Below are 17,741 nucleotides of genomic sequence, written 5' to 3'. Positions count from 1 at the left end.
ATGAGCCGCCGTCGTAAAACCGCCAATAAAGTCAGCCTCAGCACCGCAGGCGAAACCCTGCACCCCGGCGACGCGGTGCAGCAACCGATTGATGAAATTCAGTCTTTCAGCTTCGGCGAACCGACGTCAATCATGGACCAGCGCGATCTGCAGGACTGTATGGAGTGCGCCAAAAATGGGCGCTGGTACGAGCCGCCCATCAGCACCTACGGCCTGGCGCGCATGCTTGAAGGTGCCGTGCACCATCAGTCGCCGCTGATTTTTAAGCGCAACGTGATTATGTCCTGCTATAAACCGCACCCCATGCTGTCACGCCAGGATGCCAGCGCGTTCATTATGGATTACCTGGTGTTCGGGAATGCTTACCTTGAACTCAGAGAAAACCGCCTGGGCCAGCCGCTCAGACTTAAGCACACGCTGGCGAAGTACACGCGACGTGGCGAGGACCTGGATCAATATTGGTTCGTGACCTACTACAACGAAGACTACGCATTTCCGCCCGGCAAGGTTTATCACCTGCGCAGCCCCAGCATTCATCAGGAAATTTACGGTACGCCGGAATACATGTCCGCCATGCAGTCCATCTTGCTCAACGGTGAGGCTACGCTGTTTCGTCGAAACTATTACATCAACGGCAGTCACGCCGGGGTGATTGTCTACCTGACCGATCCCGTTGCCAACAGCGGCGACGTGGAGAAGCTTAAACGTTCATTGACCGAAGCGCGGGGCGGCGGGGCGTTTAAGAATCTTTTTGTTTACGCGGCGGGGGGAAAGAAAGACGGCTTGCAAATTATGCCGTTCAGTCAGATAGCGGCGAAGGATGAATTTACCGGCATTAAGGATGCGACCCGCGACGATATGCTCGCCGTGCACCGCGTCCCACCTCAGCTCATGGGAGTGATACCGAACAACGCCGGGGGGCTGGGTGACATTGAAAAGGCGGCCAAGGTGTTTGCCATCAATGAACTGTACCCCATACAGGAAGTGCTGAAGGACCTGAATGACTGGATCGGCTTTGAGGTTTTCAGCTTTACCCCTTACGCCCTGGCAGAAAACAGCAACTGATCGGCCTTCAATAACCCGAACCTCACCCCTTCTACAAGCCCCTCAGCGCCATGCTGCGGGGCTTTCTCATTTCCTAGGTCAAGGCATGGGCACACCGCTCAAAACATCAAATCGGGCCGATTTTCGGCCAAAAAAACGATTTTGGAAGAATACCCTATGTACCCCCCTCAGCGCGCGACTGCTCCCCCGCCTCGCCCGCGCATAAAAAGGGTGCCTTTTTTTGCACTTTTGCAGTCCGGCCAATCCCGCGCCGTGCCTGGCCTTAATGATGATCTAGCAGTTGTATAAAATTGTGCAAATGGATGCAAATTCGCGCAGCAATTTGCATCTCACTGATCCCATGGCTTAACTGCTACCTACCACGCACCACTGATTAAGCATATATTGTGATAAATCTAATTATTAGAAAAAGGATGGGAAAGCTATGAATCAGGAAGATATCTATGAATTATTGGAAGAGGCTAATAGCTATTTAACTAAGGCTCAGAGGGCGAATCGCATTACCAAGCCAAAAGTGAAGACAATACTTGAACATCTGCGTACATCACTTGAGTACTTAACTCATGATATAAATGATAATTTTTCTAAGCCAAGTAAAGGAAGATTTTTTTTCCCCTACGGAAAGGATAGAGCAGAGTTTGATTTAAGTCTAAAGAGAAATATGCCATTACTAGAAGATGAGTATCCGGCTATTTACTTATTAATTAATAAGTTACAGCCTTTTTCGTGCGGTAATGATTGGCTTACAACCATGTGTAACTTAACGAACCAAGTAAAGCACGTAAAACCGATAGGGATTCTTGAAAAAGAAGTTTCTGAAAGCGTACTTATTTCTGCTGGCGGCATGAACTTGGTTGAGTTTAGGGGAAGTGGTTTAGGTAATGAATTTTCAGGAAGTTCATACAATGGACTTGCCCTTGATGACTTAAAAATCAATAACGGGGTTGTTGAAGTGACAAAAAAAGGCTTAATGACGACGGATTTTAAAGTAACGAAAAAAAATGAGTTATCAATTGATGGAATTGACTATCCCCTATTTCAGTTCCTGAGAAAGTGCCATAACAACATTAGAGATTTTATACCTGAGGTTTATGAGCAACTTAATAAAGCCTCGCAAAGCGATGATAAGATCTAAGCCAATTACTTAAACCCCTGGACATGAAGAGCGTAAAGCGTGAAATTTGCTGGCCAACCTCGAGCTGGCCAACCTTGAATTATGACTAGCTATTTTTTTGAATATGCTTCTTCAATATCTCCTGCTGGTTAGTTTCGGGCTGCGGCCCGTATTTTTCCATTAGCTTCTGGAATCTTTTAAGCGGGTTTGGTGCTTGCGGCGCAGAATAAAGCTCGCCATCGCTTCGCCCCCTGAAATATTCCTGACCAGCGCGCAGTACCTGGCCGCTGAGTAAGGCTTTAATCTCTCCCAGGCTAAGTTCGTAGCCATATGCAATGCGCGAAGCATCCTGCATTTTCTCTATAACTTCGGGGTTTATTCTTGGATTGATGCCAAGGCTAAGCGCGCGGCAGCGTTTTTTCTCTTTTTCCTGGCTTGCTGCGTCTCTAACTCTTCTCACCAGCTTGCGGCGTTCCTTCGGTGTCAGCTTTTCTAGGTTAGAAACGGGCATGTCATTTTCTGTTCTGCCATCCTGTGGCCCGATCCCGGGCCCCGTACAGTTATTGACAGAACTCCAAGGCGTCGCGTTCGCGCCGCTCAAATCAACGGCCAAATCAACGGCACGCTTGGGCACTATCTTCCACTCAACCAATCGGGTGATGATCGGGCAATGACTCCCGACCTGTGTGTCATAAACGCCGCGAATTCTCACGACTTCCTCGCCGAAGGCTGATAGCTCTTCGCCGGACTCATACCAGTTCTTGACGGCCAGTGCGGCCCGCTTCACGAACGGCCCGCCCTGTGCGTTGGTGTAACCGGCCCAATCGCCAACGTCGGCGGCATCATGCGCAGCGGCAAATTCCACTGATAAGCCAATAGCTGTTTCGTGATCGTCTAGGCGGCGCAACTCGCGATAAACCGTGACCGGTGCACCGCCGATAAATTGAAACTGACGGATACGCCAGCGTGCCGCCCAGGCAGAAACGGATGCGGCCATTTCCCGCAGTGGCTTGCCTGACTCGTCGTCTGTTTCGTCGTCCAACGCGAAGCCGTCGATGTTCTTAGAAATGTATTTGGCTATATAACCCGTGGCGCTGCCTTTGTCTGGGTCGATGGGTTCAACATGGAAACGTGCCTTGCGTGCTCTGTCATTTCGTAATTCATAGGCGTCTTCGTCCATAGCGTAATCAGCGATGACTTGTCGAACAGTGTCGACATGCTCAGGTTTCATAAACATCAGCATGTGCCAGTGGGGTGTCCCGTCCTGGTGCGGCTCCGCAACACGTATGCCAAAAATACTAATTTCTTTGCGGGCCAGCTTGGCGCGGATCTTCGCCCAGATATTGCATATATATTTTTGTGTCCCAGATGGGCTAGTGCCTTCCCACTTCGGGTTACGGTGCCCGTGAACATTAGTGGCGTGGTAGCGGGAAGGGGCCGTGATGGTATAAAACTCACCGGCGTAGCCCAGTTCTTCACAGATATTTTCAAAGCCACGAATACGGGTCATTAGCTCACAACGACGAATAGCCGGATTTGATACGCTGGCATCATATTTATCAATCAGGCTGATACGATTACCTTCCTCGTCTTCTAGCTCCATCGACTTTAAAAACTCACGCGTGCGGCGTTTCTGCTCTCTCCATTCTAGGATCGCTTTCCGGCTGGCGTATGCACTGGTTTTCTTGCTGACCTGACCAAAGGCGATATACAAATGTTCACGCCAGATTGCAGCCTGGCGGCGGAGCTTTCTTTTCCACCAATCTGGAGAGTAAAGGCGGGCAATAATCGGCGTCATGTCATCAAGGGATAACTTCTTTTTGTCCTTTAACGGCAAATCTTGCCCAAGTTCACGCGCGATAGACTTCACGCGACTGAACATAGCGGCGGCGGTTTTGAAATCAGAAAGACTTTGCTCTTCGGCTTCGGTACTTACCTTGCTCAATTCGAGAGCAATAAACTGCGCAATATCTTCGGCCAGTGCGTCGATTTTTTCCGTGCTTAAATCCGGCAACTTGTTATACCTCCAGTGAAAATTTATGTTGTCAGCGGTTTGCTTATCAAGGCGATATCTAGAATTAACGAGATTTAGACGTGGAAATATGCGCTCAACGAAATTTTTCGTTAAGTACATATTTGCCCGTTTAACTCCGTTGGAATGCTCAAGACTGGTAATCGTGCCCATAACCACGCGCTGGATAAAATCAGGCTGCTGGTCGAGCTTTTCATAGGCGCGAGTAGTTTCTGCAATCTGAGCGTATAACTCATGATCGGATGCATGCTTTTCGGCATAGGTGGGAATTTCAACAGGGCGCACCGCTTCGCGTTCGGCGTTCCACGAATAAGCCCACTCACGTTCTGCGGGCTTAGTGTCACGAAATGCAGGCGGAGGCGTGGGGGCTTTACGCCCCCGATTATCATGCATCATCTAATTCGATTTCATTATTGCAGTGAGGACAAAAACCGTCATTTTCAGCACGCTGGCCTAAAGTCAGGCTTTCTTTGCATGACCAGCAGCTAATTACTTTTGGTTCTTCATTACCTGGCTTCGAAAGATCCCCAGATAACATGTCGTCCCAGGCTTGTGCCTCATATTCGTTAGGAAACTCCCCATAAAGCCACGTCTTTTCTGTCGCTATGATTGGTGCTTCTACAAGCTCGGTAGCGTCAAAGATTTCTATCGACTGAACCAGCGGGAGAATGCGGCGTTCTAATTCCTTCTTGATTTCCTCTGGAGTTACTGGAGCGCCTATATTTTCAAGACCAGCACAAAAATCACTGATTTCGTGAGCGATCAATGATTCAACAGTTACATTCATGCTGACGCCCTCATAGTTGCGATAATTTCGCGCGCTTTATTACGACCGTCAGATTTGCAACTGATGGATCTGCGAGCATCGATTTGATTAATTTCAAAGCCACCATAAATTTCTAAGGCTTCGGAGGAGTAGCTGTTTGATGCAACGATATGACAACCACGGGCAGCAGCATCACGCAGCGTGTCAGCCAGGCGTTGCTGGTCGTCGATTGAAAAACCAGCCGTGTGATAGGCCGTGAAATCGGCAGTCTTGGACGTAGGTATGTATGGCGGATCGCAATAAATGACATCCCCAGAATTAGCCATTTCTATGCACTCGCTAAAATCCATGCATAGGAATACGGCTTTATCTGCTTTATCCGCAAAGGTACGGATCTCGGCAGCAGGAAAATAAGGGCTTTTGTATTTCCCAAACGGGATATTAAATCCGCCCGACTGGTTATAGCGACACATACCGTTATAACCGTGGCGGTTCAAATAAAGGAATATTGCTGCACGGTAAAACTGATTGCTTGATCTGTTAAATTCATCACGCAGTTGATAATAAGAGATAGGGTTATTTTCATTGTTAAATAGGCTGGCTGCATAACTAATAAAGCGGCTTGGGTTACGCTTTATCATGTTGAACATATTGATTAGGTCGCCATTAATATCACCCAGCACATAAGAGTCATAATCAGTATTTAAAAACACTGTTGCAGAACCCGTAAAAGGCTCGATCAGGCGCTTACCCTCCGGCAAGTGGCGGCGCAACTCGGCAATAACAGAGGCTTTACCCCCAACCCATTTGAGAGGAGAACGCACAATACTACTCATATCAGCCCCCAGACAATTGCAAGGGTAGCTAATGCAGTTGCTATCCAAATGCCGCCACATGCGAGAATTACAACAGCAAAAGTCCGCCGTGGGTATTTCTTCAAAAAATAGCTAAGTGAGTAATTAATCATCTGCTGTTCCTGAATTTTGAATGAGTGAAACCCGACGTAATAAAACGCCGCAAATAACCGTTATGGTTTAAATGTTAATTCTACAATCTGCGATTGGGATAAACGCTGGCAAATTCCTACCGAAATGACTGATTTCATTTAACGCATCAATAATTAAAACCCGCTGCTCTTCGGTGAAGTCAACATAGTTTTTATCAGCGTCATTTTCACGAAATGGTTTTTTATCTCCATTCTTGATAGCAATCCTGTTAGCGCGAAATAAAATCATCTCTCGGTTAGTACGCCCAACCTCTTCACCATGGATTTCCTGTAGAGGATTCATATTAAAAAAACGCGCTGCGTTATTGCTACTAATCTTGGCTTTAGTGCGCCAATCAATAGAAAACTCCTTAAACGGCATTTTTGCTAATTGTTCCATGGAAACCACCTTAGAAAAATATACCCATCAATTTCGCAAACCATCGGGGCCGCTGATTTAGTTGACCTGGTGCGCGACTATAGGGAGCATTAGGATCTGCAACAAATTTACGGCCTGTTGGTAGTTCCATCCAGAAACCACTATTAGCCCATTTTGCGGGGCGCTGGTGATTAACCAGTAATGAAGATAGAGATGGGGACTGTGCTGCAATAACCATTATCAAGCCTCAATTTCTACAGGGAAAAGTTCAGGTTTTTTGCTGTACTGCTTCCAGAAGGTGGCAGCATCACGAAGTTGTTTAGCCTCTTTGCTTCCGGCATATGCTGCGGCATCTGCAAGCCTGAAAAGTTGCTCGGAACCCCATTCAATTTCTGCTGGAGAATCGGCAGGGCAACGAGATGATGCTCGCGCCTGGCGCATTGCGTACATACGCAAAACTTTATTTGCTGCAAGGTAAAATGGCGCAGAAGCGAGGCCATTTATAGGCGCTGTAAACATTGACCGGCTCACGCACGAACCTCCTTACTTCCCCTAGCAGAACTTTTTCTGAAAGTAGCCTTATCACGCATTAATCGGTCAATGTGATAACGCTCGTCTGAGGTAATGATTGCGCGGCAGTGGCGGAGGGCGTCTAAATACTCTTGCATCATGATGAAACGCTTAGGCCGCTTCGAACCTGGCATTCCTTCGCGGTGTACAGGGATTTGGTTTCTATCCATCAAATGCTGAACTGATTTGAGAGTACGGCCAGTGAGATACGCGAACTCCTCGGCACAAACAAATATCTGATTAGCTAATTCATCACGATGCATATCGCGGATTTTATTAGTTTGCTTTTCCGTCATCCTGCACACGCGTATTGCCCGTCCAGAGTCAACAGGAAACTGCCTTTCGTAGTTAGTTTCGATTTCGCTGATTTTTTTCATTGTGCTAAAGTTCCTTAGTTGGCCCCCGTTGGGGCTAATTCGGTACAGGTGATGCTTTGTCGTCACCTGCTCTTTGTTTCCCCATAAAATACGAGAACTCCCAAAGTATGTCAATTGCGCAAAGTGAGAAACTGAAGCTCATTAGAGATTCAGAACGCCTAAAATCAAAGGAAATAGCTGAAATCATTGGAGTTAACTACAGCACTTATAACGGTTATGAGTTGGGAAAAACAAAGATGTCTCTTGAATCGGCAATTCGACTCTTCGGACACCCACGTTTTCATAAATACCAGGATTGGTTTATGTATGACCGCACGGACGCAGCGAAGGGGCAAATTGCTCCAGCGCTAGCGCTTTATATGCCAAGCAAAACAGACTCACCCCGTTAAGGGATGAAAATTGGTTAGATATTTACTACCTATGGGCTGAAGACCTGCTGGTAGAAATTTCGCAGTACATCGGAGGGTTATCTTATGTCGATTAAGAAACTCGAAGATGGTCGCTTTGAAGTAGACGTTAGACCACGGGGACGCGACGGAAAGCGTATCCGTAAGAAGTTCGACCGCAAGGCAGATGCTCATTCTTTTGAAAAGAGCATAATTGCTAAGTACCAGAACAAAGACTACCTCAGTCGTCCGGCAGATAAGCGCCGTATGAGCGAGTTTGTAGAATTATGGTGGATGCTGCTTGGCCGTAATTTGCCCTATGCCAACCGCAGATTAAACACCATAAACGGAATCTGTCGTGATATGGAAGATCCGATGCTTTACCAGGTTGATTCAAAGTGCATAGTTGCTTATCGCGCTTACCGCCTGGAGCAGGGAATAAAGGCCTCGACTATCAACCATGACTTATTTGCTTTAAGTGGAGTTTTCAAAACCATGGCAAAGATTGGTGAATATCACGGTGAAAATCCAGTTTCCACATTATCCCCACTCAAGGAAGTTCGGTCCGAGATGTCTTATCTTACCGCCCGTGAGATTGACACCTTATTATCCCAGCTGGTAGGTGATTACTACCGAATAGCAGTGTTATGTCTTGCAACGGGTGCTAGATGGGGGGAGGCTTACAGTCTTAAGGCAGAGAACATCGTGCACAATAACGTTATGTTTTCGCACACTAAGAATGGTGATAAGCGAGTAGTCCCTATCTCCCAGGATATTGCTGATATCGTCAAAAATCGTGAGTCTGGCAGGTTATTTCGCGTTAGTTACAGCCGATTTAGAAAAATGATGAAGGAAGCAAAACCAAATCTACCTGACGGGCAAGCGGCTCATGCTTTGCGGCATACTTTTGCAACGCACTTTATGATGAAGGGGGGAAATATAATCACACTACAGAGGATTCTTGGTCATTCGGATGTGTCGCAGACAATGACTTATGCACACTTCTCACCGGATTACCTGGCCGATGCCGTGAATTATAATCCTTTGACATCTGCGTCCGCGCTGTGTCCACACCCTAATGACACGTCCACATTGCGTCCACACCTTTGCGGTTCTGAGGGGGTGAGTGGGGTGTAGCGGGGCTTTAAATTCTTGATTAACCACAGTCACATAAGTGGCTGTGGCATTAATAAACCTCCCAGCAAGGGGAAGGTCAAGGGGACAAAATGAATATTAGCGATGTGGCAAAAAAAACCGGTTTAACCAGTAAAGCGATCCGTTTTTATGAGGAGAAAGGCCTGGTTACAGCGCCCATGCGCAGCGAAAATGGCTACCGCAGCTATGCCCCCAAACAGATTGAAGAACTCACACTTTTACGTCAGGCGAGACAGGTAGGGTTTAATCTTGAAGAGTGCCAGGAGCTGGTGGCATTGTTCAATGACCCGCAGCGACACAGTGCTGATGTGAAAGCTCGAACGCTAGAAAAAGCGGACGAGATTGGAAGGCACATCGAAGAACTTAAAGAAATGCATCAGAGATTACTGCTGCTTGCTGAGTCTTGTCCCGGGGATGAAGGGGCATTTTGCCCAATCATCGATAATTTGAGCGGGTGCTGTAAAAAATAGTTTTCAGGTTGCAGCGTAAATAAAGTTCATAATTTTCAGATAATTAGTCCGTCATTCTTCTAAATTTAATAGTTTGTGTATTTATATAGCGCGCAATTTAATTGCATATATTTAAGTTGTGCGCTATTAATTATCACAACAAAAAAACACCCCATACCCCATTTAAAACCTTAGAAGGAATTATCATGAAGACGACGTTGACTTCCGCAGCTCTTGCCATGTCGCTGATTTCTGCCAGTGCCTTCGCCGCACCGGTGTTGGAACCCGCCACCCAAAGCTTTGTAGATTCTCTTGCTGGCTCCACGCCAATTTATAAATTGACACCAGCGCAGGCGCGTAAGGTATTAGAAGGCGCTCAGGCTCATCCAGCACATTTGTTGAACGTTGAAATTCAAGACAAAGTGCTGCCGGTCGGGCCTAAAGGCCACACGTCGATTCGAGTCATTCGTCCGCAAGGAATGACAGGAAAACTGCCGGTTATTGTCTACTTCCACGGAGCCGGTTGGGTAATGGGAGATAAAAATACCCACGATCGTTTAGTCCGTGAGTTGGCCGTAGGCAGTCGTGCTGTTCTGGTATTTGTCGATTATGATCGCTCACCGGAAAACCGCTATCCTGTTGCGATTGAAGAAGATTATGCCGTGACAAAATATGTTGCCGAGCATGCCGATGAGTTCAACATTGACGCGTCTCAACTGGCGGTTGCCGGTGACAGTGTCGGGGGTAATATGGCGGCGGTGGTAACCTTGTTGGCTAAAGAAAGAAAAACGCCGGCCATTAAATCACAATTGCTGTTTTATCCGGTGACCTCGGCTGATTTCAACAACGGTTCTTATAATCAGTTCGCAGAAGGGCCGTGGTTGACGCGTGAAGGGATGAAATGGTTCTGGAATCAATATGAGCCAGACGTAGCCAAACGTGCCGATCCGCACATCTCGCCGTTAAATGCCTCGATTGAACAGCTCAAAAATCTGCCTCAGGCGTTGGTCATAACCGATGAAAACGACGTGCTGCGCGATGAAGGTGAAGCCTATGCGCGTAAACTGACTCAGGCCGGTGTGCGAGTCACTGCCACCCGCTATGCTGGCACCATTCATGACTTTGTCATGTTAAATGCTCTGGCTGCGACACCTGCTGCAGAAGCCGCCACCGCGCAGGCTGCGCAGTTCCTGAAAGAAACGCTGTATAAATAGAAAAATTTGAGTCGGTCGGGAGTGAATAACGGCAGACACTGTGCCTGTCGTTATCCATAAATAGCGCCCCTGGATCCTTAAGGGTAGCGGACCACCCGCAGTGTGTTGCCCTCAACGCCGGTGACGGTGACCTCTTCTCCGGCGTTCAACGTTTCTGCGCAGCTGACTCGCCAGGTGCTGTCACCGATGCGGATCCGACTATAGCCATTTTCGGGTTGCTCGAGCAAATGCCCATGCAGTCCAACCATTTGTCTACCGCGCTGATTCAAACTTTCGTTTGCAGTGGTGTCATCAGGCTTACGTTTTAGCCAATTGGCCCACAGTAGCGCAGCGACAATGGTCAGCACGGCAAAAGCTACGCCTTGCCACTCCCATGAAAGCGGCACTACCCAAACCAGTAAACCTACCAGTGCAGCGGCCACACCGCTCCACAGCAGATAACCGCTGGCACCCAGCAGCTCGGCGGCCAGCAACAGCCCACCGAGTGACAGCCAAAACAGATGTGGACTTGCCATCAACTGCTGCAGCATTATTTTCCGCCTTTAGTTTCTTTCAATAGTTCAGCAATACCGCCAATCGAGCCCATCAGGCTGGTCGCATCCAACGGCATCATGATGACTTTACTGTTATTGGCCGAGCCTATTTTGGTCAGCGCTTCAGTATATTTCTGTGCAATAAAATAGTTGATAGCCTGCACGTCACCGGCGGCAATAGCCGCAGACACTACCTGTGTTGCCTTCGCCTCGGCTTCGGCGCTACGTTCACGTGCTTCTGCCTGCAAAAATGTTGATTGGCGCTCGCCTTCAGCCTTGAGTATTTGCGATTGCTTTTCACCCTCGGCGCGAAGGATCGCAGACTGGCGCACCCCTTCGGCTTCAAGAATGTCGGCGCGTTTCGTTCTTTCTGCTTTCATCTGCGCATTCATGGCAGAAATAAGCTCGGCCGGTGGGCGCACATCGCGAATTTCAATACGGGTGATTTTTACCCCCCACGGATTGGTGGCTTCATCGACAATGTGCAGCAGGCGCGCGTTAATATTATCGCGCTGGGAGAGCATCTCATCTAGCTCCATTGAACCCAGAACGGTGCGGAAGTTGGTCATGGTGAGGTTCATGATCGCCTGTTCGAGATTGCTTACCTCATAGGCGGCGCGGGCCGGGTCGATGACCTGAATAAAGCACACTGCATCGATGGCAACGTTGGCATTATCGCGCGAGATTATCTCCTGAGAGGGGATATCCAGCACCTGTTCCATCATGTTTATTTTGCGGCCTACGCGGTCCATAAAAGGCACCACCAGATTCAGACCAGGCATCAGCGTTTTGGTATAGCGGCCAAAACGTTCGACGGTCCATTGAAAGCCCTGAGGCACGATTTTGACGCCAGCAAATACCACGATCAGCGCTAATACGACCACAACGGGTATAAAAGTCAGCATGGTTAAAACTCCTGTAATGATATGTCCCGAAAATTCGGTAAAACCGTTCCCTGTGCTACGGGCAAGCCACCGCAGCGGTTAAATCATCGCATATTTAGAACAGAGGGGCGTAACTTAAGAATAGTTCAGAGACAAATTGATTTGCTGGAGACGTCTCGCAGAAACGACACGCTGTTTTCGAGAGAGAGGAAAACAGCGTGTATTGAGTCAATATCAGGTGTAGACAGTAGGGCTGGGTAACGGCGAGTGCGTCATCAAGCTCTATTTTGAGTAAAGCAGAAAATATATTAGTAAAGCAGCGAGTAGAGCTGGCGACGATATTTAGCGGCTAAGGCGTCACCCGTGCCAAGCGCGGCTAAAATGTCCATCAGCGTTTTACGCGCAGTACCGTTTCCAGCGGCTAAATCTTTTTTCAGATGGCCAAGCAGCAGCTCCAGCGCCTCTTCATTGCGGCCCACCTGGTGTAACTGCAGTGACAGCTGCACCGCCAGCTCGACGTTTTGCGGATCTTGTTCAATTTGCTGCTGCAACAGCTGAATTTCAGGGGTATCGGCCGCCTGTTTCAGCAGGTCGATTTGCGCAACCAGGCCCTGATAACGGGTATCGCGGTCCTGCAGCGGAATCGTTGCCAGCACCGCTTCTGCATCCTCGCTGCGGTTAAGCAAAATTTGTGCCTCAGCCAGGCTCAGGCCAATGTCGCTGCGTTGATTACTGAGGTTCCAGGCGTCTTTAAGCAGTGGCAGGGCTTCAATGACCTTGCCCTCCTGCATCAGTTCGGCGGCCTGAGCGGCTTTAAGTTCTTCTTCTTTAGGCAATACTTTGCTGAGCAGTTCGCGGATCACTTCTTCCGGCTGCGGACCCTGGAAACCATCAACCGGTTGGCCTTCCTGGAATAAATAAACCGCAGGAATAGAGCGTAAGCCAAACTGAGAGGCGATGGCCTGCTGTGCGTCGCAGTCCACTTTTGCCAGAACAAACTGTCCCGCATATTCTGCCGCCAGTTTATCAAGGATTGGACCGAGTACCAGACAGTGCTGGCTGCGTTCAGACCAGAAATAAAACATGACCGGGACCGTCATTGACTGGTCCAGCGTCTGATGCAGGTTAGATTCGTTGATATCAATCGATAAAGGTTGTGCAAGCATGAATTCTTTTCTCTCTCGTCCGTTCCGTTTGGAGAATATATGGGGGCAATTTATTCTCCTTCAAGCGAAAATTTTAACTATTGCCTCTGAGCAGCCTATCCAGCAGACGGCTGGGGAGCAGGCGTTTCAACACCGGGATTGCGTGGGCCATTAAGGTCACCGGATACCGTAATCGGGCACGCGGACTCTCTAAAGCATGGCGCAATTTTGGCAAAACGGCGTCAGAAGTGAGAGTAAATCGTTCTGCCAGACTCGGGTTAACCACCGGTTTATCAGACTGCGTCTGCCTGACGTTCTGAGTAAAGTTGCTGTGCAGCGGGCCCGGTTCAATCAGGCTGACCTGAATTCCGCTGCCGTGCAGCTCCATTCGCAGCGTATCGGACCACGCTTCGAGCGCAAACTTGCTGGCAGCATAGACGCCGCGATTGGGCGTAGTTATTAGTCCCATGACTGAGCTAGTCTGAATAATCCGCCCTTCGCCGTGCGGCAACATTGCAGGCAGCAGCAGCTGGGTTAGCTGATGAGTGCCAAAGAGATTGGTCGAAAATTGCTGTTCAAACTGCTCACGGCTAACGGAATGCAGAGGACCATAAACGCCATATCCGGCGTTATTAAATAATCCATACAGTCGGTTTTCGGTGAGTTCAATCACGTTGGCTGCGGCCTGCGCGACGCTATTTCTATCGTCTAAATCCAGCGCGATGGTTTCAAAGCCCAGCTGACGAAGGTTGTCGATATCCTGTGTTTTCCGACAGGCCGCCAACACGCGATAACCGCGATTTCTGAGATCCTGAGCAGCGACCAGGCCAATTCCACTGGAGCAACCGGTAATCAATACGGCTTTTTGCATAACTTTACCTGTTGAAGGCCCCTAATATTTGAAGATTATGGTTTACTCATTGATGGAGCAACCAAAGGTGCCAGTTTGCCGGACATCCAGTCGGCAATAAAATTCTGAGCCGCTTGATTCGGGTGAAGCCCGTCATCCTGCATCCATTCCGGTTTAATCGCTACCTGTTCCATAAAGAAAGGCACTAACGGAATATCCGCCTGTTTCGCAAGCGCGGGATAAATCGCGTAAAACGCATCGTTATAGCGTTTACCATAATTGGGCGGCAGGCGTATTTGCATCAAAAGCGGTTCGGCGTTGGACTGTTTAACCCGCGTCACGATTTGATTCAGCGTCTGACTGATGGTGGGCGGAGCGAAACCGCGCAGGCCGTCATTGGCGCCCAGCTCAATCAATACCCAGCGTGGATGATGCTGCTCAAGCAGCCCCGGCAGACGAGCCAGACCCTGCGCGGAGGTATCACCGCTGATGCTTGCATTAACTATGTCAGGCATACCGCCACGCTTTTTCCACTGCTCGTTGAGCAGCGTGGGCCACGAGGTGTTTGCCGGTAAACGGTAAACCGCACTTAAACTATCGCCTACAATCAGCAGCGTATCAGCAGCAACGGCGCGAAAACTTAACATTCCCATCAACAGAAGGAAGGGAAGATGCCAGCGGAAAACGTACTTGAAGTTCATCATCTTAGTAAACACGTCGGTCAGGGGGAACATGAGTTATCCATCCTGTCCGGTGTTGAGCTGGTTGTCAAACCCGCTCAAACTATTGCGCTGATCGGCGAGTCGGGTTCGGGGAAATCAACATTACTGGGCATTCTTGCCGGGTTGGACGACGGCAGCAGCGGCGACGTTACGCTACTGGGTAAACCGCTTACCTCGCTAAATGAGGAGGGACGAGCCGCGCTGCGGGCCAAAAATGTTGGCTTTGTGTTTCAGTCATTTATGTTGGTGCCAACTCTGAATGCCTTAGAGAACGTTCAGCTGCCTGCCTTACTGCGCGGTGAAACCGATGCCAGCAGCCGGGAGCAGGCGGTGCAATTACTGAACCAGCTTGGGCTAGGCAAGCGCCTGCACCATTTACCGGCCCAACTTTCCGGCGGTGAGCAGCAGCGGGTTGCGTTGGCGCGCGCGTTTATCGGTAAACCGAAACTGCTGTTTGCCGATGAACCTACCGGTAATCTTGACCGTCAGACCGGTGAACGCATTGCCGATCTGCTGTTTTCGTTTAATCGTGATAATCATACGACGCTGATTCTGGTGACCCATGACGAACAATTGGCCGCGCGTTGTCAAAGGCGACTGCGGCTGCGTGACGGAAAACTGTGGGAGGATGCATGATTTGGCGTTGGTTCTGGCGTGAGTGGCGTTCACCGTCGCTGCTGATTGTTTGGCTTTCCCTGACGCTCGCCGTGGCCTGCGTGCTGGCGCTGGGCAGCATCAGCGACCGAATGGATAAAGGTCTCAGTGAGCAAAGCCGCGACTTTATTGCCGGTGACCGTGTGCTGCAGTCTGCGCGGCCGATCACTGAGGCCTGGATCGCCGATGCGCAGCAGCAGGGTTTAAAAGTCAGCCGCCAGCTGTCGTTTATGACTATGACCTTTGCCGGTAATACGCCGCAGCTGGCGTCGGTGAAGGCTACTGACTTGGCGTACCCCCTTTATGGCAATCTCGACACCCAGCCGGCGGGCATGAAACCGCAGCCAGGTACGGTGCTGGTCGCGCCTCGACTTTTGGCGCTGCTTAACCTGAAAGTGGGGGACAACCTCGACGTGGGCGATACTACGCTACGTATCGCAGCCGTTATAAATCAAGAGCCTGATTCGGGTTTTAACCCGTTTGAGACGGCACCCAGAATTATCATGAATCTGGACGACGTGCCGAAAACCGGTGCTGTCCAGCCCGGTAGCCGCATAACGTATCGCTACATGTTTGCCGGTTCAGCACAAAGTATCCAGACCTATGGTCAGGCAGTGAAAGGTCTGCTGCGTCCGGACCAGCGCTGGTACGGTATGGAAGAGTCCGACGGTGCGCTCAGCCGTTCACTGCAGCGTTCACAGCAATTTTTAACGCTTTCGGCCCTGTTGACGCTCATGCTGTCTATTGCCGCCGTGGCGGTGTCGATGAGCCACTATTGCCGCAGTCGCTACGATTTGGTGGCGGTGCTGAAAACGTTGGGGGCAGGGCGTCGGGCACTGCAAAAACTGATTATCGGCCAATGGGTGGCGGTGCTTTTACTTGCTGCTGTGGCGGGCAGTTTTATCGGGCTCGGATTTGAAGCCCTGCTGATGAAAATGCTTGCGCCGGTTCTGCCGGGCAAATTGCCAACGGCGGGCCTGTGGCCATGGGTATGGTCGATGGGGGCACTGGTGGTCATTTCGCTGCTGGTGGGTCTACGGCCCTATCGTCAGTTGGTTGCTACGTTACCGCTGCGCGTACTTCGCCAAGATGTGGTTGCCAATGTTTGGCCGTTACGCTATTTCTTGCCGGTAATTACCCTGGTGGTCGTCGGATTACTGGTGGCATTAGTGGGCAACAGCGCTCTGCTGTGGGCGCTGCTCGGCGGTATTGTCGTGCTTTCACTGTTACTGGGTGGCATTGGCTGGTTGAGCCTACTGCTGCTGCGCCGCCTGACCGTGAGTCATCTGGGATTGCGTTTAGCCATTAATCGCCTGCTTCGACAGCCGTGGGTTACGCTTAGCCAACTGGCCGCGTTTTCGATGTCATTTATGCTTTTGGCCCTGCTGTTGGTGCTGCGTGGTGACTTACTCAGTCAGTGGCAGCAACAACTTCCCCCTGACAGTCCGAACTATTTCTTGCTCAATATCACCAAGGAGCAAGTACCGCAGGTCACCGATTTTCTACGCCAGCATAAGGTTGAGCCCGATACTTTCTATCCTATCGTGCGCGTCAGGCTGACCAAAATTAATCAGCAGGACGCCACTAGCCTGATTAAACCGGGTGATTCAGGCCGTGAAGCCATCGACCGTGAACTTAATCTGACCTGGATGCAGGGATTGCCCACGCACAATCAGGTTATTGAAGGCAGTGGATCGCCGAAGGTCGGCGAGGTATCGATCGATCAGGGTATTGCTGAAAGGTTGGGCATTAAACTTGGTGATACTGTGACGTTTAGCGGCGACACGCAGGATTTCAGCGCCAAGGTTACCAGTATGCGCAAAGTCGATTGGGACAGCCTACGACCCAACTTTTACTTTATTTTCCCGCCAGGGGCGCTCGATGCACAGCCGCAAAGCTGGCTGACAAGCTTCCACTATCAGCAAAGTGGGCCCATGCTGGTTGAGTTAAACCGTCAGTTCCCAACCCTTAGCCTGTTGGATATTGGCACTATTTTGCGCCAAATCGGTGACGTGCTTCAACAGGTGAGCCGTGCGCTGGAAGTGATGGTAATACTGGTTATTCTCTGCGGCGGTTTGCTATTACTGGCTCAAATTCAGGTAGGTATGCGCCAGCGTCGGCAGGAATTGGTCGTTTATCGCACGCTAGGTGCCAGTAAAAAACTGCTGCGCAGCACGCTGTGGTGTGAGTTTGCGGTGCTGGGATTGGTCGCGGGCATTGCTGCTGCAGTGGGGGCAGAAGCGGCGCTTTGGCTGCTGCAGCGTAAAGTATTCGATTTCCCTTGGCAGCCAAACATGGTGTTATGGTGGTCGGTGCCCATCACCAGCGCTGTGTTGCTGTCGCTGTGCGGCAGTTGGTTAGGCGTTCGGTTGTTACGAGGCAAGGCGCTGTTTCGCAGTTATCAAGGTTAATGATGGTATTAACTAATAGATTTCAAGCTGCAGGTAGCTAACGCATCTGC

At 49.9% G+C, this 17,741-nt stretch carries 19 protein-coding genes; 8 read left to right on the top strand and 11 right to left on the bottom strand.

The features are described from left to right. Both GA565_RS19750 and GA565_RS19745 read left to right on the top strand, forming a co-directional pair. A complete protein-coding gene (locus GA565_RS19750; protein WP_152200273.1) occupies positions 1 to 1,065 on the top strand; it encodes a phage portal protein in 1,065 nt (354 codons plus the stop codon). A 424-nt stretch (positions 1,066 to 1,489) separates the two neighbouring features. Then, positions 1,490 to 2,200, top strand: coding sequence for a hypothetical protein (locus GA565_RS19745; RefSeq protein ID WP_152200271.1), 711 nt, complete (start codon positions 1,490 to 1,492; stop codon positions 2,198 to 2,200). Between the two features lie 85 nt (positions 2,201 to 2,285). On the opposite strand, the gene GA565_RS19740 is transcribed toward GA565_RS19745, so the two are convergent. The 6 genes from GA565_RS19740 to GA565_RS19715 form a co-directional block, all read right to left on the bottom strand. After that, complete coding sequence (locus GA565_RS19740) at positions 2,286 to 4,607, bottom strand: replication endonuclease (protein ID WP_226951001.1); 2,322 nt, start codon at positions 4,605 to 4,607, stop codon at positions 2,286 to 2,288. After that, positions 4,597 to 4,998 (bottom strand): hypothetical protein, encoded by a 402-nt coding sequence (locus tag GA565_RS24845; protein ID WP_226951000.1) that lies wholly within the window; start codon positions 4,996 to 4,998, stop codon positions 4,597 to 4,599. Before GA565_RS24845 ends, GA565_RS19740 begins: the two co-directional genes overlap by 11 nt. Next, positions 4,995 to 5,813, bottom strand: a complete 819-nt coding sequence (locus tag GA565_RS19730) for a Dam family site-specific DNA-(adenine-N6)-methyltransferase (protein WP_152200269.1) — start codon at positions 5,811 to 5,813, stop codon at positions 4,995 to 4,997. The genes GA565_RS24845 and GA565_RS19730 overlap by 4 nt, the downstream gene beginning before the upstream one ends. Before the next feature lie 198 nt (positions 5,814 to 6,011). Beyond that, entirely contained in the window at positions 6,012 to 6,362 is a 351-nt protein-coding gene (locus GA565_RS19725) for a hypothetical protein (RefSeq protein WP_152200267.1), read from the bottom strand. A gap of 219 nt (positions 6,363 to 6,581) precedes the next feature. Continuing rightward, positions 6,582 to 6,872, bottom strand: coding sequence for a hypothetical protein (locus tag GA565_RS19720; RefSeq protein ID WP_152200265.1), 291 nt, complete (start codon positions 6,870 to 6,872; stop codon positions 6,582 to 6,584). Further along, the gene (locus GA565_RS19715; protein WP_226950999.1) at positions 6,869 to 7,288 is read right to left on the bottom strand and encodes a hypothetical protein; all 420 of its coding nucleotides are present in this window, start codon (positions 7,286 to 7,288) and stop codon (positions 6,869 to 6,871) included. Before GA565_RS19715 ends, GA565_RS19720 begins: the two co-directional genes overlap by 4 nt. A gap of 107 nt (positions 7,289 to 7,395) precedes the next feature. On the opposite strand from GA565_RS19715, the gene GA565_RS19710 reads away from it, so the two are divergent. From GA565_RS19710 to GA565_RS19695, 4 genes are all read left to right on the top strand, one after another. Next, positions 7,396 to 7,677: a helix-turn-helix transcriptional regulator gene (locus GA565_RS19710; RefSeq protein ID WP_152200264.1), complete on the top strand. Its 282-nt coding sequence runs from the start codon at positions 7,396 to 7,398 to the stop codon at positions 7,675 to 7,677. Between the two features lie 84 nt (positions 7,678 to 7,761). Continuing rightward, positions 7,762 to 8,811, top strand: coding sequence for a tyrosine-type recombinase/integrase (locus GA565_RS19705; protein ID WP_152200262.1), 1,050 nt, complete (start codon positions 7,762 to 7,764; stop codon positions 8,809 to 8,811). Between the two features lie 89 nt (positions 8,812 to 8,900). Further along, complete coding sequence (gene cueR, locus GA565_RS19700) at positions 8,901 to 9,299, top strand: Cu(I)-responsive transcriptional regulator (RefSeq protein WP_152200260.1); 399 nt, start codon at positions 8,901 to 8,903, stop codon at positions 9,297 to 9,299. A gap of 185 nt (positions 9,300 to 9,484) precedes the next feature. Further along, positions 9,485 to 10,492, top strand: coding sequence for an alpha/beta hydrolase (locus GA565_RS19695; RefSeq protein ID WP_152200258.1), 1,008 nt, complete (start codon positions 9,485 to 9,487; stop codon positions 10,490 to 10,492). A gap of 77 nt (positions 10,493 to 10,569) precedes the next feature. Here GA565_RS19695 and GA565_RS19690 read toward each other — a convergent pair whose 3' ends face one another. From GA565_RS19690 to tesA, 5 genes are all read right to left on the bottom strand, one after another. Beyond that, positions 10,570 to 11,022: an NfeD family protein gene (locus GA565_RS19690; RefSeq protein ID WP_152200256.1), complete on the bottom strand. Its 453-nt coding sequence runs from the start codon at positions 11,020 to 11,022 to the stop codon at positions 10,570 to 10,572. Beyond that, entirely contained in the window at positions 11,022 to 11,930 is a 909-nt protein-coding gene (locus tag GA565_RS19685; RefSeq protein ID WP_055776938.1) for an SPFH domain-containing protein, read from the bottom strand. The genes GA565_RS19690 and GA565_RS19685 overlap by 1 nt, the downstream gene beginning before the upstream one ends. A 287-nt stretch (positions 11,931 to 12,217) precedes the next feature. Continuing rightward, positions 12,218 to 13,075, bottom strand: coding sequence for a co-chaperone YbbN (locus GA565_RS19680; protein WP_152200255.1), 858 nt, complete (start codon positions 13,073 to 13,075; stop codon positions 12,218 to 12,220). A gap of 73 nt (positions 13,076 to 13,148) precedes the next feature. Further along, positions 13,149 to 13,925, bottom strand: a complete 777-nt coding sequence (locus GA565_RS19675; protein ID WP_152200253.1) for an SDR family oxidoreductase — start codon at positions 13,923 to 13,925, stop codon at positions 13,149 to 13,151. A gap of 35 nt (positions 13,926 to 13,960) precedes the next feature. Further along, the gene (gene tesA, locus GA565_RS19670; protein ID WP_055778198.1) at positions 13,961 to 14,608 is read right to left on the bottom strand and encodes a multifunctional acyl-CoA thioesterase I/protease I/lysophospholipase L1; all 648 of its coding nucleotides are present in this window, start codon (positions 14,606 to 14,608) and stop codon (positions 13,961 to 13,963) included. On the opposite strand from tesA, the gene ybbA reads away from it, so the two are divergent. Both ybbA and ybbP read left to right on the top strand, forming a co-directional pair. Then, complete coding sequence (gene ybbA, locus GA565_RS19665; protein WP_152200251.1) at positions 14,576 to 15,262, top strand: putative ABC transporter ATP-binding protein YbbA; 687 nt, start codon at positions 14,576 to 14,578, stop codon at positions 15,260 to 15,262. The genes tesA and ybbA overlap by 33 nt on opposite strands. Further along, a complete protein-coding gene (ybbP, locus tag GA565_RS19660; protein WP_152200249.1) occupies positions 15,259 to 17,691 on the top strand; it encodes a putative ABC transporter permease subunit YbbP in 2,433 nt (810 codons plus the stop codon). Before ybbA ends, ybbP begins: the two co-directional genes overlap by 4 nt. Positions 17,692 to 17,741: the final 50 nt, after the last annotated feature.

This window comes from Rouxiella sp. S1S-2, from assembly GCF_009208105.1.
GTDB lineage: Bacteria > Pseudomonadota > Gammaproteobacteria > Enterobacterales > Enterobacteriaceae > Rouxiella.
This window is presented reverse-complemented; position numbering and strand designations above follow the sequence as displayed.

Bases quoted from the DNA above. Each gene is read 5' to 3' on its own strand.
- GA565_RS19715 (WP_226950999.1), bottom strand. From the start codon at position 7,288: ATGAAAAAAATCAGCGAAATCGAAACTAACTACGAAAGGCAGTTTCCT.
- tesA (WP_055778198.1), bottom strand. From the start codon at position 14,608: ATGATGAACTTCAAGTACGTTTTCCGCTGGCATCTTCCCTTCCTTCTG.
- GA565_RS19710 (WP_152200264.1), top strand. From the start codon at position 7,396: ATGTCAATTGCGCAAAGTGAGAAACTGAAGCTCATTAGAGATTCAGAA.
- ybbP (WP_152200249.1), top strand. From the start codon at position 15,259: ATGATTTGGCGTTGGTTCTGGCGTGAGTGGCGTTCACCGTCGCTGCTG.
- GA565_RS19675 (WP_152200253.1), bottom strand. From the start codon at position 13,925: ATGCAAAAAGCCGTATTGATTACCGGTTGCTCCAGTGGAATTGGCCTG.
- GA565_RS19685 (WP_055776938.1), bottom strand. From the start codon at position 11,930: ATGCTGACTTTTATACCCGTTGTGGTCGTATTAGCGCTGATCGTGGTA.
- GA565_RS19725 (WP_152200267.1), bottom strand. From the start codon at position 6,362: ATGGAACAATTAGCAAAAATGCCGTTTAAGGAGTTTTCTATTGATTGG.
- GA565_RS19745 (WP_152200271.1), top strand. From the start codon at position 1,490: ATGAATCAGGAAGATATCTATGAATTATTGGAAGAGGCTAATAGCTAT.
- GA565_RS19750 (WP_152200273.1), top strand. From the start codon at position 1: ATGAGCCGCCGTCGTAAAACCGCCAATAAAGTCAGCCTCAGCACCGCA.
- GA565_RS19680 (WP_152200255.1), bottom strand. From the start codon at position 13,075: ATGCTTGCACAACCTTTATCGATTGATATCAACGAATCTAACCTGCAT.
- GA565_RS19695 (WP_152200258.1), top strand. From the start codon at position 9,485: ATGAAGACGACGTTGACTTCCGCAGCTCTTGCCATGTCGCTGATTTCT.
- GA565_RS24845 (WP_226951000.1), bottom strand. From the start codon at position 4,998: ATGAATGTAACTGTTGAATCATTGATCGCTCACGAAATCAGTGATTTT.
- GA565_RS19705 (WP_152200262.1), top strand. From the start codon at position 7,762: ATGTCGATTAAGAAACTCGAAGATGGTCGCTTTGAAGTAGACGTTAGA.
- ybbA (WP_152200251.1), top strand. From the start codon at position 14,576: ATGCCAGCGGAAAACGTACTTGAAGTTCATCATCTTAGTAAACACGTC.
- GA565_RS19730 (WP_152200269.1), bottom strand. From the start codon at position 5,813: ATGAGTAGTATTGTGCGTTCTCCTCTCAAATGGGTTGGGGGTAAAGCC.
- cueR (WP_152200260.1), top strand. From the start codon at position 8,901: ATGAATATTAGCGATGTGGCAAAAAAAACCGGTTTAACCAGTAAAGCG.
- GA565_RS19690 (WP_152200256.1), bottom strand. From the start codon at position 11,022: ATGCTGCAGCAGTTGATGGCAAGTCCACATCTGTTTTGGCTGTCACTC.
- GA565_RS19740 (WP_226951001.1), bottom strand. From the start codon at position 4,607: ATGATGCATGATAATCGGGGGCGTAAAGCCCCCACGCCTCCGCCTGCA.